Below are 13,275 nucleotides of genomic sequence, written 5' to 3'. Positions count from 1 at the left end.
GGCGGCTTTTATTCACCCCATCTGCGGGATGTCCATCCGGAAAAGAATGGTAGTTCCTTCCAGGGTTTCGGAAATAATATCGACTTTTCCGCCGATTTTGCCGGCCCGGCTGCGGATGTTGTGCAATCCATTGCCGACGGCCGACTTCGTACTGGGTTGAATCCCAATGCCATTGTCTTTCCACTGCACCTCGATACGCCGGTTCAGCATCGCAAAATGGATCTGCGCGCTGGTGGCCTGCGAGTGTTTCAGGGTGTTGCTCATGGCTTCCTTGAATAAAAAGATCAGGTGGCGGCTCGTTCCAACCGGCAACACCACTTTCCGCAGCTCGTCCGCAATGCCGATGGCTTCAAACGTGATGCGGCTCCGGTCGAAGACGTCGTCGCCGAAATCTTTCAGGCGAATGGCGATTTCCAGAAAATTGTCGTGTTCGGGATTAATCGCCCAGATAAAATCCTTGGTGCCCTGATACAGCCGGTTGCTGTTGTCGCTGATTTTGGTCAGTAGGGGCGCAATTTCGGTTCCGTGGCCGTTGAGCTTGCTTTTGATGATCTCGGTCAGCATCGAAATCCGGGTGATCGTGTTGCCAAACTCATCGTGCAGATCCTGAGCCGCCATTTTCCGGACCCGTTCGTTCTCGGCCAGCGTCACCCGCTCCAGTTCCAGCAAATACTCCACTTTCTTCCGCACCCGGTAGTTGTAAATCAGCCAGGTCGCTCCGCCAATGACCGTCACCAGCATCGCCAGAAACCACCAGGTTTGCCAGAACGGCGGCAAAACCGTGATTGGGATCCGCAGCATCCGGGCATCGCTCCACACGCCGTCGCTGTTCGAGCCCCGCACCTTCAGCACGTAATCGCCGGGTTTCAGGTTCGTAAAACTCACGTACCGGCGCAGTCCGCTCTCGATCCAGCCGTCGTGGAACCCCTCCAGCATATACGCGTACTGGTTTTTGTGGGAGTTGGTGTAATCGAGCGCGGCAAACGAAAACGAAAAGAAATTTTCGCCGGGCAAAATCTCGATGCTCCCCTTGTTTGCCAGTACACTATCGACATTCACCGGTTTTTCAAATTTCTTGAACGAGGTCAGCACCGTGCGGGGCATGTGCCGGTTTTTGACCATCCGCATGGGCAGGAAACTAACCAGCGAGCCAATGCCCCCGAAAAACAGTTCGCCGTCTTCGGCCCGGTGGAAGGCGTTCATGTTGAACTCGTTGATCGTCAACCCATCGTTGATGTCGTAGTTTTCAAACTGTTTTTTCTCCGGATCGAAGCACGACAGGCCCAGGTTCGTACTCATCCAGATGCGCCCGCGCTCGTCTTCCAGCGCGCCATACACCATCTCGTTGGGCAGGCCGTCGCGTTCGGTGTAGTGAATAAATTTCTCCGTTCCGTTGGCGCCGTACACCATTTTGCTGAACCCCTTGTTGCTGCACAGCCAGAACTGGTCTTTACTGTCGCGCAGAAAGCTCAGGACCTGCTCGCCAATCAGGCTTTGCGGATCGCGGGGATTGCTCTCGTAATGGGTGATCTTCCCGGTTTTGACGTCGATCTTGTTCAGCCCGAAACCCGTGCCAACCCAAATCATGCCCCGCTGGTCTTCCTGAATGGCGTAGACGATAAAGGCCCGCAGGCTGTTTGGATCTTTCGGATCATGGCGGTAGGTGGTCACCCGCCCGGTTTGGGCGTCGACCCGGCGCAGGCTCGAATAGCCCCCCACCCACAGATTGCCCGCCCGGTCTTCGTACAGGCTCAGCACGCCATCGCCTTTTTCGTTGTTCTTCTGGACCATTTCGCGCATCCCCGGCAACCGGCGTTCAAAGCGGTTTTGCGGGCGGTCGTACCGGTACAGACCTTCCGCGGTGCCGACCCACAGGTTTCCGCGCCGGTCTTCGCGCAGACACTGAATTTTATCACTGCCCAGGCTGTACGGTTTTTCGGAACTGGCCCGGAACCGCTGGATGGCCGACGTCAGCCGGTCGATCTGAATCAGGCCTTCGTGCGTTCCGATCCACAATTTACCGGCATGATCGGTCGTAACCGCAAACACCAGACTGGCCGCCGACGACTGTTGCCGGCTGGTGATGGTAGGCCACTGCCGAAACGAATTTTTCGAACGGCTGTAGAGCTGCACCCCCGCGTCGTGCGTTCCGATCCAGACAATGTCTTCGGACGGAGCCGGTCCTTCGTAAACCGTGTTGATGGAGCTGGTCTTCAGCCCTTTCTTGCGAAACAAATCCTCCTGAATGCTGTCGATGTACCGAACGTGCTGATCGCTGGCAATCTTAAACCGGAAAATACCACTCTGTTGAGTACTGACCCACAGGGTTTTATACCGATCGATGTGCAGGGACGTAACGACCGCGTCGCCCATGCGTTCCGTAATTTCGGGGTACATTTCCGACTGGCTCAGGTTCGGATTGATCCGGGCGATTCCGCTGGCCGTGCCGACCCAAACCGTGCCGTATTCGTCCAGCGCCAGTGTTTTGACCCAGGCGTCGGGAAGCTGATACAGGTGTTCCGCCGAGCAGGCCACGATTTTTACCGGAGCCGGTTGGGTTGGTTTCAGCTCCGGTTTGGATACCGTCAACTGGGCCAGGCCATTTCCGGTGCCGATCCACAGGGTTCCGGCCGCATCGACCAGCAGTTTGTTCACCATCTGGGCCCGCCGGTCGTCCTCGCTGTCGATGGTATAATGCCGAACGTCGCACTGAGTCGCACTCCTGAACACCAGCCGCTTCAGGCCCCAGCTGGTGCCGATCCAGAGTGTCCCGAACCGGTCGGACTGGATGGCGTTCACGGTGGTCAGGCCGTAGCGACGGCGTTTGGGTTCCAGTAAATCGCTGAAGCGCCGGAACTGCCCGGTGACGGGTTCGTATTGATTCAGGCCATTGACGGTGCCCACCCAGATTTTGCCCTGCCGGTCTTCGTGCAGCGTCAAGATCTGGTCGTGCGAGAGCGTCGTGCTGTCGAAGGGGTTGTGTTTGTAGTGCGTGATCTGGTAGCCGTCGTACCGGTTCAGACCGTCCTGCGTACCGAACCAGACGTAGCCCTGACTGTCTTTTAAAACGCAGTAAACTTCACTCTGGGACAGGCCGTTATCGACCGAAATCTGATCCAGAAACTTCAGGGCCGCCCCCCGCGATTCGAACGAATTGCCCGCTGGTAAATTTTTAATCGCCTGGGGGAGTGCCGTCCCCCAGCTCAGGCCGAGCAGCAGTATGCAAAGAAGTGTCCTCATCCGGTTTGGGGGATAAAATCCCCCTATTTCACAAATTTACACCTTCTCATGATTTTAATAAATCCCCCATATTGGGGTAAATATAGAGCTGCGATCCGGTCGTACTTTTGTAGTTAATATGTACATTTAGTTTAGGTTAAGAAAGCAGTAAAAATAGCCTTGCCTCGAACAGGGCTATTTTTATTTTTGCCCTTCCGACCGCCGGAGATTGTCACAAATAACCGCCGTGGCAATGCCCACATTCAGGGATTCGGCCCCACCGTACTTCGGAATTGTAATACGTTGATTGACAAACCGCTCCACTTCCGGACTGATCCCGTTGGCTTCGTTGCCCAGCACCAGATAACCCGATGATCCGAAACGCTGGGTGTGCACGCTGGCCCCCTCCAGAAAAGCGCCGAAAACCGCCGGGTCGGGCAGCTCGCTCAAATATGCTTCCAGGTGGCAGTAGTACCATTCGACCCGCGTGAAAGAGCCTTTGCTGGCCGAAATCACCTTGGGGTTGTATACGTCGGCCGTGGATTGGGAACAGATGAGTTTGCGGATGCCGTACCAGTCAGCAATGCGCAGGATGGTGCCCAAATTACCAGGGTCGCGGATGTCATCCAGCACCAGGACAAATTCGTCGGGATCGGCCGCCAGAAACCGGTTTTCTTTGGTTTTCGCCACCGCCAGGGCCGAATCGTTGACCACCAGCGAACCAACCCGTTTCAGCTCATCGGCCGAAACCATTTCCAGCCGAACCTGTTGTTGATTCAGCAGCGGGGCGTTTTGCTGGTAAAACTCCTCGGTGACCAGTACCAATTCGAGCTGATAATCCGACGCGCACAGTTCCCGGACGTTGATACTTCCTTCCACCAAAAACGCGCCGTGTTCCTGCCGGTATTTTTTCTGATGCAGCGACTGAATATATTTGCTGAGTGATTTTGAGAGCATGAAGAGAAAAATGAATTACAGCCGGTTTTCCGGTGCGAATATGCATTGCGAATTACGGAGAAACTACCGTAATCCGGCGTTCTTCACCCGTAATTCATCCGCCTTCCTGCTTTTCTTCGGTCTGCTTGCCCTGCTGTCCGGCTGCGTCAGTTCGGAAAAGTTACAAAAAAATCAGTACCTGCTCTACAGCCAGACCATTCGCGGCAACCGGACCATCCCGAGCACCGAACTGGAGTCCCTGATTCCGCAACGACCCAACCGCCGGATTCTTCGTTTACCGGTCACGCCCGCCCTCTGGTTTTACCAGCTTGGCTCCCGAACTTTCGACCCGGCAGCCGCCCAGCGCGACCTGGACGCCAAACGCAAGGAATACGACCAGTTAGCCGAGAACCCCGACTCGACCCGCTCCTACCGCAAACAACTCAGACGGGCCAACCGCCAGCTTACCCGCCTGCGCCGGCGCGTCGATGAGGGCAACTGGGTGATGCGATCGCTGGGTGAACCTCCGGCTTATTTTTACGAAGCCGATGCAAAAGAAAACGCGCAGAAAATGCAGCGGTATCTGTTTAACAAAGGATTTTTGCGCGGAAAAGTCGCCTACACCACCGACAGTACCCGCACGCTGGGGCGCCGGGTTCGGGTCACGTATACCGTCGCGGAAGACATTCCGTTTTACCTCAACACCATTACCTACCAGATTGCCGACCCCCGGATCGATTCCATCGTCCGGCCCACGCTCGAACGGGCTTCGGTGCTGAAAACCGGCGAACGGTTCGATGCCGATAAAGTGGAGAACGAACGCATCCGGATTGAGGAGTTGTTGCGAAACAGCGGTTATTACAGCTTCACCCGGCAGTATATTCCGCTGCCGCTCGATGTGCTCGATCTGGATTCGGTCCGGACCGAAAGCACCGATTCGACGCGCCACCGTATTAACATGTGGGTCCGGATTGCCAACCCGCCCGGCCAGCCCCGGCACCCGGTTTACCGGATTGGCGAGGTGGAAGTGCGGGTGGCCCGCGCCGAAGACCGGTTTTCGCTCGACACCGTTCGCTTCAACGGTTTGCGGTTTCATCTGGGACGCCAGCAGTATTCGATGCGCCTGCTCGACAGCCGGATTTTTCTGCGGCCCGACAGCCTCTACCGACTCAAAAATTTTCAGGACACCCAGCGGCAATTGTTTCTGCTCAACCAGTTCAGTTTTGCCAACATCAGCTTTACGGATACGACCCGGGGCCGGTTGCGAACCCGCATCAACCTCTTGCCCATCGACAAGTACGAGCTGACCACCGAAGGCGGTGTTTTCGTGCTGTATCAGGGACAAGGCTATCCCGGTCCTTTTGGCAACCTATCCTTCCGGATTCACAACATTTTCGGCGGTTTGGGCACCTTCGAAACCGCCCTGCGCTACGGTATTGAGGCCCAGACCGGTTTTACGGCAGCCAGCCGGGGAAATGTGTACTTTGCTCAGGAATTCGGCCTGAACAACTCCCTGATTTTTCCCCATATTCTATTTCCCGGAAAAGTCCGGTTTCGTTTTAACCGGCTTAGTCCCCGCACCCAGATCAGCTTGGGGTATAATTATACGAGCCGGCCGGATTACGGGCGCCGAATTTTAAGAGCTGCCATGTCGTACAACTGGCTGAAAAACACCAACCAGCAATTTAACCTGGTCGTTGCGGATGTCAATTACCTGAAAGCCATCATCAAAGCAACCGCTATCGGTGATAGTTTCCGGGTTGATCTCGACCGTCAGGCGGCTTTGGGCAGTACAATAAAGAACAGTTTCCGGAATGCTTTTGCATCCAATGTCGGCTTCGTTTATACCTATAACACCAACGTGCTGGGCGAAAACCGGCGGGCTAATTTTTTCCGGGTTTCGGCGGAGTCCGGGGGCACAACCCTGAATCTGTTCCGAAACGAACAGCTCCGCAATTTCTTCAATACGTCCGATTCCACCGGTTTGCAGTATTACAAATACCTGCGGGCCAACGTCGATTTCCGGCATTATATTCCGTTGCGGCCCAAAACGACGCTGGCTTTCCGCATCAATACCGGTTTGCTGATTGGCTACGGCGATAACCGGACGGCGCCGTACGAAAAGTTATTTTTTGCCGGTGGTAGCAACAGCATCCGGGCCTGGCTTCCCCGGCGGCTGGGGGCGGGTTCGTCCATTCCCTATACGCAGCCGGACGATATTCTGGTGCCGGATTTCAGAAAAGACCGGAATGGGGTGCCCACCGGCCAGTTCCGCTACGATTTTGAGCAACCCGGCGACATTCTGCTCGAAGCGTCGGCGGAGTTGCGAACGCATCTGTTTCATCTGGGGGGCGACATCAACGGGGCGTTTTTCGTCGATGCCGGCAACGTCTGGACGCTGCGCGACAACCCCAACCGGATGGGCGAGAATTTTCTGTTCCGCAAGTCGAACAGCGATTACATCTCCCGCAGCTTCGTGCAGCAGATCGCCGTCGGAACCGGCATTGGCCTGCGCATTGACTTTTCGTTTTTCATCATCCGGTTCGACGGTGCGATCAAAGTCTACGATCCCGCCCGGTATTTTCTCTACGATCCCGACCGAAACGGGTACGTGGTGGAAGGCAAGCGCCCCGGTGAATTCATCGACGAGCGGTTTTTTCTGCCCAAATTCCGGTTTGACAAGATGTTTCGCGGCCCCAATCCGCTCGTTATCAACTTCGGAATCGGTTACCCCTTCTAGCAGTTTTTCCAATCCCCATTTTCCTACCTGACAAACTGTCATAGTTTTCCAAAATCTTTGTAACTTTGAAGCTTGATTTTACGGGCCGGGGATTGATTTTCGGTACACGGTTTTCTGTTTACGGTTTGTAGCCTGTAGCGTATAACTGAAAACCGTCTACCGAAAACCGCCTTCCGCCCACACACGTTTGATTTATGGAACGCATTACGGAGACCTTAGCCATACTGACCGAGGCCGATAAAGCAAGCACCGACGAACCGCGCGTGCTGGAAGAAGAACTGGCAATTGGTAAGAAACGGCTTTATATTGAAAGTTACGGCTGTCAGATGAATTTTTCGGACAGTGAGATTGTCGCATCGGTGATGCGGAACGCGGGTTTTGCCACCACCGCCATCGCCGACGATGCCGACGTGATTTTCCTGAATACCTGCGCCATCCGCGAGAATGCTGAGCAAAAAGTCCGCAACCGCCTGAAGCAGCTCAATACGCTGAAAAAACAGAAACCGGAATTGCTCGTCGGAATGCTGGGCTGCATGGCCGAACGCCTGAAAGCCAAGCTGCTGGAAGAAGAAAAAATCGTGGATATTGTGGCCGGGCCGGATGCCTACCGCGACATTCCGAAGCTGGTGGAAGAAGCCGAAACCGGCCAGAAAGCCGTCAACGTCTTTTTGTCGCGGGAAGAAACCTACGCCGACATTTCGCCCATTCGCCTGAATTCCAACGGTGTAACGGCGTTTATTTCCATTATGCGGGGCTGCGATAACATGTGCAGTTTCTGCGTGGTGCCCTACACCCGGGGCCGCGAACGGAGCCGTGATGCGCACTCCATCGTGCGGGAAGCCGAAGAACTTTCGGCGGCCGGTTACAAAGAAGTTACCTTATTAGGCCAGAACGTCGACAGCTACAAATGGACGTCGGCCGATGGTGCGGAAAAAGTCAATTTTGCCCAGTTGCTCGAACGGGTCGCGCTGGTGGATCCGGAACTGCGGGTGCGGTTTTCGACCTCCCACCCGAAAGACATCACCGACGAGGTGCTGCATACGATGGCGAAACACGACAACATCTGCAAGTACATTCACCTCCCCGCCCAGAGCGGCAACGACCGGATTCTGAAACTGATGAACCGGACCTACGACCGGGGCTGGTATATCCAGAAAATCGACCGCATCCGGGCCATTCTGGGCGACGATTGCGGCATTTCGCACGACATGATTTCCGGTTTTTGCTCCGAAACCGAAGAAGAACACCAGGATACCCTGTCGCTGATGGAATACGCCCGCTACGATTACGGCTACATGTTTGCGTACTCGGAACGCCCCGGCACCCCGGCGGCCCGGAAATACGCCGACGACATCCCGAATGACATCAAAAACCGTCGCCTGAGCGAGATCATCGCCCTGCAACGCAACATGTCGCTCGAGCGCAACCAGCGGCACATCGGAAAAGTACAACGGGTGCTGATCGAGGGGCCATCCAAACGTTCCGACGACTTTTTAAGTGGCCGCAATGATCAGAACAAAATGGTGGTGTTTCCGAAGGGGAATTACCAGAAGGGCCAGTATGTCAACGTTCTGGTAACGGATTGCACGGCGGCTACGCTGCTGGGCACTACGGTTTAAGCGTTCCCCATTTTCCTACCCTATGGATTTACGAGAAGTACAGTCGGTCAAACAGCGGTTCGGCATTATTGGTAACGCGCCGGGATTGAACTACGCCATCAACGTAGGCATTCAGGTGGCCGCCACCGATCTGACCGTCTTGATAACCGGCGAAAGCGGAAGCGGGAAAGAGTCTTTTTCCAAGATTATTCACAGCCTGAGCAGCCGCAAACACGGTCAGTTTATCGCCATCAACTGCGGGGCCATTCCCGAAGGCACCATTGATTCGGAGCTGTTTGGCCACGAAAAAGGTTCGTTTACCGGGGCCGTCGATCAGCGGAAAGGCTATTTTGAAACCACCAACGGCGGCACCATTTTTCTGGACGAAATCGGAGAAATGCCGATGGGTACGCAGGCCCGTCTGTTGCGGGTGCTCGAAAACGGCGAGTTCATCCGCGTGGGCTCGTCGAAGGTGCAGAAAACCGATGTGCGCGTGGTGGCCGCGACCAACGTCAATCTGCTGGCGGCTGTTGAGCAGGGCCGGTTCCGGGAAGATTTGTACTACCGCCTGAACACCGTGCCCATCTTCGTGCCGCCCCTGCGCGAGCGTGGGGATGACATCGAATTGCTGTTCCGGAAATTCACGACGGATTTTGCCGAACGCTACCGCATCAAGCCCATCCAATTGTCGGAAGCGGCCAAATTACTCCTTCTGCGGTATCCCTTTCCGGGTAACATCCGCCAGTTGAAGAACATCGCCGAGCAGATTTCCATTCTCGAATCGGAAAGCAACAAGGTCATTGAAGCCGAAGCGCTGGCCAAATACCTGCCCCCGGTTTCGTCGCAGACGCCCCAGGCACCGATGGTGTGGCCGGGTGCTCATTCGGATACCAATTCCATTTCCGAGCGCGAGTTGCTCTACAAAGTGCTGTTCGACATGCGCCGGGACATGAACGAGTTGAAACGGCTGGTGCTCGACGTGCTGAAGAACGAGCAGAACGGCCATGAAATCCTGAAAAACAACAAGGAATTGTTCGAGACGCTTCAGACCGGCGACCTGAATCCGGAGCCGGAACAACCCGTGCCGCGTTTGCTGCCCGCCGGCAATGTCATTGATGTGGATGAATACGATCCGACCGACACCGGCAGTGATGTTACGGTGGAGGACATCACGCACGAAACCGAGGAAGATGATTCGCTGTCGCTGGAAAAAAAGGAGAAAGAAATGATTGTCAAGGCGCTGCGTCGCAACAACAACAAACGAAAATACGCAGCCCAGGCCCTCGGCATCTCCGAACGAACGTTATATCGGAAAATAAAACAATACGAAATCGATGAAGAAAACTGATCGTGCAATGAACAAACTGACCCGGTTTCGGTCCCTTTTCCCCGGTTTTTGTTCGTTAGTCGTTATTCTTTGCTCCTTATTCCTTTCGACCTCCTGCGGAAAGTATTCGTTTACGGGCACGACGCTCGATCCGAATATCAAGACCATCACAGTCAATACGTTTACGACCTCGGCGGCTGGCGGACCGGCCAACCTGCCCCTGCAATTTACCGAAAAATTAAAGGAATATTACCAGCGGTACACCAGCATGAAGGTGGTGCCCAACAACGGCGATATTGTGCTGGAAGGGTCCATTTCCGGGTATGATGTGTTGCCGGTGGCGGCCACGGCCTCCGATCAGGCGGCCCAAAACCGCCTGCAGGTGACGGTCCAGGTGCGGTTTTCGAACTCCAAAGACGAAACGAAGAACTTCGATCAGCCGTTTTCGTTTTACCAGGATTTTCCGGCGAACCAGACGCTCTCCCAGAGCGAAAGCCGGATTCTGCCCAAAATTCAGGATCAGCTGGTATTGGATATTTTCAATAAAACCGCAGCGGACTGGTAAAATCCGGTTTTTGTTTCAACCGGTCGATCCGGTTTTTGCCCTAATTTTTAACTGCCAACTGGAAGTTGAAACTGGTAACAATTTGCTAAATTTGACCAAAGCGATACCACCTTCCGACTGTCAATCCAATGAACAAATTGGACAAAGAAACTTTTTCGTTCTGGGTCACGCATCCCGAAGAACTATTACCGGCTGATTTACAACCCTTACAGGAAGCGATCGCTGCTTATCCATATTGTCAGTCGCTTTATTTTCTGGCGGCCAAGGCCACGTCCGTTCATCAGAAGAGCCACGCCATCGAATACGTCCGGCAGGCCGCGGCCCACGCCCTGAGCCGGAATGCGCTCCGCAAACTGATCGAAAACGAGTTTCAGTGGTCCGAGAACCTGCTGAGCCGCCTGAACGAATTATCGCTCAAACACGTCCCGATTCCCGACGATTACAAGAAAGAAAGCTACGAATTATTCAAAAAGAAAGCCGAGCAGAATCATACGTTTCTGACCAACCCGATTTTCGACTTTGCGAAGTCGGTCAGTTTCGAGGAGCTTGTCGTGGCAGAACCACCGGCCGACGGTGCGGAATCGGAACCCGCAGCCCCCGACGAAACCCGGCCCGTTATCGACGAAGCGATCCGGACCGAGAACGTTATTCAGACCACGCTGGAACAGCAGGAACAAAAACCGGAAGAACCCGAACCGCTGGACCCGGTGGCCGATCCCGAACGCAACCGGCAGTTGCAGCTGATTGAGGATTTCATCAAACGCGAGCCAACCATTCAGCGCCCGCGCATGAACGCCAACGAGCAGGCCGATCAGGAAGACCTGACGCGCCGGATGCCGGGGCATTCGAGCGTGCCCATCACCGAGGCCTTCGCCAAAATTCTCGCCAGGCAGGGCAAACCCGAGCGCGCTATTGACATTTACGTGAAACTTATGTTGAAAAATCCGGAAAAAAAAGTTTATTTTGCGGAGAAAATTGCTGCGCTAAAGAATCCACAGGATCAGTAATTAACGTCTTTTTACGCAACCAGTATCTATTAAAACATACCCGCAAGGGCTCATCGAAATGCTAACGGCAATCATTGTATTAATTTGTATTTGTACCATCCTGCTGATTCTGGCGGTGTTGATCCAAAATTCTAAAGGGGGCGGTTTGTCCGGTGAGTTTGGCGGTCTGGGTTCCAACCAGCTGATGGGCGTCAAGAAAACCACCGACATTCTGGAGCAGGTGACGTGGGGATTGGGCATCGCCATCATGGTCCTGACGCTTTCTACGTACATCATCATCGACCGCAATCCGGTGGGCGCCACCATCAACAGCGCCAACGTCGATGCGGCCGCTACGAAAACCGTTCCGGGTGCGGGCCTGCAGGCTCCGGCCCAGCAACAGCCAGCCGCTCCGGCCACCACGCCCCAGAGCGGAACCGCTGCGAAATAAGCACCGGACGGCGAACGATCTTTCAATTTCAAGCCATTGGCTATCAGACCTGTACGAATTCAAAAACCGTACAGGTCTTTTTTTGACCATAATTTCTGGTTCAGAAAGTATAAACCGGCGGATCGCTTTCGTTGTAAGGAAAGGTTTTGCATTCTGAATCGACGTTCAGCCTGATGAGAAAAAGTGCCCTTGCGCCCCTTGCCGTTATTTGTTGTCTGTATACAGCTTCCTGCCATCGTCCGTACGCCCGGTATCAGCCCATGCCGGTCGAATCGTTTCGTTCGTCCCAACCCGCACAGCCCGTTGCCGCGGTGAGCGATTCCCTGGTCGTTGAGAACGATGACTGGACCCGGCTGGTGGGTGAAAAACCGGCACCGGAGTCTCAAAAACCGGATGCGTATGCTTCGGCGGCCCTGGTGCCGCCCGCTCACCCGGTTTCGCAGCGGGTTCGGCAGGCCACGGAGCGGGTCAATTCATCCGTCGGCGGAACCGAAAGCGGTTTTATTGCCCAGCAACCCCGCCCCAAACCCGGCCAGAAGAAAACCCTGCGCGAAATCCTCGGCCTCAAACCCCGCAAAAAGCTGAACTGGTGGCAACGGATTCCGTGGCAACTCAAGGCGTCAATTCCGGTTATTGGGGTCGCCATTGTGTTTGCGATTCTCAACATCAGCGTTCTGGCCATTATCTTTGGGCTGCTCGGCGCGTTTCTGCTGATTCGCGGCTTGAAACGGTCCTTCAGAGTCCGGCGTCCGCTGTTTTAAGGTAGGTTTGCCGCCCGGACTGCTTTCTGAGTCATGTTCGATGTTCTGCGTGCTCATATCGAGCGAAAAACGCCCCTGACGGACGAAGAGTTTGCCCTCGTCACCACGCATTTTACGCTCCGGAAACTCAAAAAAAAGCAGTTTCTGCTGCAACAGGGCGATGTGTGCCGCTACGAAAGTTTCGTGGTCAGCGGTTGCCTGAAATCCTACCACACCGACGATCAGGGCGTTGATCACATCCTGCGGTTTTCGGTCGAGGACTGGTGGGCGGGCGATCTGGACAGCTTTCTCCACCATACCCCCTCTTCGTTCAACATTGAGGCCATTGAGCCCGTCACGCTGCTGGTGATCGATCAACCGGCGCTCGATCAGCTCTACCAGCACGTTCCCAAGCTGGAAACCTTTTTCCGGCTCCTAAATCAAAATGCCCTGATTGCTACCTCACAACGGGTGATCAACACCCTGAGCATCCCCGCCAAAGAACGCTACGAGCAATTTTTAACGGCCTATCCACAACTCGCCCCGCGAATTCCGCTGAAAGATATTGCGGCTTATCTGGGCATCACCCCGGTTTTTCTGAGTAAACTCCGACGGGAACAGGCCGGACACTAAACCTGGTTTTAACCCATTTATTAACCTGCTTTAAGCCGAAAGCGGAAAAGCGGAAGGAACTTTGTGCTCACTAATTCGTT

The 13,275-nt window shown here is 54.7% G+C and carries 10 protein-coding genes; 8 read left to right on the top strand and 2 right to left on the bottom strand.

Annotation, left to right across the window (positions count from 1 at the left end; translation table 11 throughout):
- Positions 1–12: 12 nt before the first annotated feature.
- Together ACYVHX_RS21970 and ACYVHX_RS21965 are read right to left on the bottom strand one after the other, a co-directional pair.
- Positions 13–3,240, bottom strand: coding sequence for a ligand-binding sensor domain-containing protein (locus ACYVHX_RS21970; RefSeq protein WP_460673843.1), 3,228 nt, complete (start codon positions 3,238–3,240; stop codon positions 13–15).
- 180 nt (positions 3,241–3,420) lie between these two features.
- Positions 3,421–4,176 (bottom strand): TrmH family RNA methyltransferase, encoded by a 756-nt coding sequence (locus ACYVHX_RS21965; RefSeq protein WP_460673842.1) that lies wholly within the window; start codon positions 4,174–4,176, stop codon positions 3,421–3,423.
- Between ACYVHX_RS21965 and tamL the strand changes: the two genes are divergently transcribed.
- From tamL to ACYVHX_RS21925, 8 genes are all read left to right on the top strand, one after another.
- The gene (gene tamL, locus ACYVHX_RS21960; RefSeq protein WP_460673841.1) at positions 4,175–6,895 is read left to right on the top strand and encodes a translocation and assembly module lipoprotein TamL; all 2,721 of its coding nucleotides are present in this window, start codon (positions 4,175–4,177) and stop codon (positions 6,893–6,895) included. The genes ACYVHX_RS21965 and tamL overlap by 2 nt on opposite strands.
- Positions 6,896–7,089: 194 nt before the next feature.
- Positions 7,090–8,514, top strand: coding sequence for a tRNA (N6-isopentenyl adenosine(37)-C2)-methylthiotransferase MiaB (gene miaB / locus ACYVHX_RS21955; protein ID WP_460673840.1), 1,425 nt, complete (start codon positions 7,090–7,092; stop codon positions 8,512–8,514).
- Between the two features lie 22 nt (positions 8,515–8,536).
- Entirely contained in the window at positions 8,537–9,841 is a 1,305-nt protein-coding gene (locus ACYVHX_RS21950; protein ID WP_460673839.1) for a sigma-54 interaction domain-containing protein, read from the top strand.
- Positions 9,842–9,848: 7 nt separating this feature from the next.
- Positions 9,849–10,385, top strand: coding sequence for an LptE family protein (locus ACYVHX_RS21945; protein ID WP_460673838.1), 537 nt, complete (start codon positions 9,849–9,851; stop codon positions 10,383–10,385).
- A 128-nt stretch (positions 10,386–10,513) separates the two neighbouring features.
- On the top strand, positions 10,514–11,392 hold the full coding sequence (locus ACYVHX_RS21940; protein ID WP_460673837.1) for a hypothetical protein: 879 nt from the start codon (positions 10,514–10,516) through the stop codon (positions 11,390–11,392).
- A 58-nt stretch (positions 11,393–11,450) separates the two neighbouring features.
- On the top strand, positions 11,451–11,822 hold the full coding sequence (secG, locus tag ACYVHX_RS21935; protein ID WP_460673836.1) for a preprotein translocase subunit SecG: 372 nt from the start codon (positions 11,451–11,453) through the stop codon (positions 11,820–11,822).
- A gap of 173 nt (positions 11,823–11,995) precedes the next feature.
- Positions 11,996–12,583, top strand: a complete 588-nt coding sequence (locus tag ACYVHX_RS21930) for a hypothetical protein (RefSeq protein WP_460673835.1) — start codon at positions 11,996–11,998, stop codon at positions 12,581–12,583.
- Positions 12,584–12,616: 33 nt separating this feature from the next.
- Positions 12,617–13,195 (top strand): Crp/Fnr family transcriptional regulator, encoded by a 579-nt coding sequence (locus ACYVHX_RS21925; RefSeq protein ID WP_460673834.1) that lies wholly within the window; start codon positions 12,617–12,619, stop codon positions 13,193–13,195.
- Positions 13,196–13,275 lie beyond the last annotated feature (80 nt).

The organism is Larkinella ripae, from assembly GCF_054780775.1.
The sequence above is the reverse complement of the archived record's forward strand: the minus strand, read 5'-3'. Positions and strand labels throughout refer to the sequence as shown.

Bases quoted from the DNA above. Each gene is read 5' to 3' on its own strand.
- secG (WP_460673836.1), top strand. From the start codon at position 11,451: ATGCTAACGGCAATCATTGTATTAATTTGTATTTGTACCATCCTGCTG.
- ACYVHX_RS21970 (WP_460673843.1), bottom strand. From the start codon at position 3,240: ATGAGGACACTTCTTTGCATACTGCTGCTCGGCCTGAGCTGGGGGACG.
- ACYVHX_RS21940 (WP_460673837.1), top strand. From the start codon at position 10,514: ATGAACAAATTGGACAAAGAAACTTTTTCGTTCTGGGTCACGCATCCC.
- ACYVHX_RS21950 (WP_460673839.1), top strand. From the start codon at position 8,537: ATGGATTTACGAGAAGTACAGTCGGTCAAACAGCGGTTCGGCATTATT.
- miaB (WP_460673840.1), top strand. From the start codon at position 7,090: ATGGAACGCATTACGGAGACCTTAGCCATACTGACCGAGGCCGATAAA.
- ACYVHX_RS21925 (WP_460673834.1), top strand. From the start codon at position 12,617: ATGTTCGATGTTCTGCGTGCTCATATCGAGCGAAAAACGCCCCTGACG.
- ACYVHX_RS21930 (WP_460673835.1), top strand. From the start codon at position 11,996: ATGAGAAAAAGTGCCCTTGCGCCCCTTGCCGTTATTTGTTGTCTGTAT.
- tamL (WP_460673841.1), top strand. From the start codon at position 4,175: ATGAAGAGAAAAATGAATTACAGCCGGTTTTCCGGTGCGAATATGCAT.
- ACYVHX_RS21965 (WP_460673842.1), bottom strand. From the start codon at position 4,176: ATGCTCTCAAAATCACTCAGCAAATATATTCAGTCGCTGCATCAGAAA.
- ACYVHX_RS21945 (WP_460673838.1), top strand. From the start codon at position 9,849: ATGAACAAACTGACCCGGTTTCGGTCCCTTTTCCCCGGTTTTTGTTCG.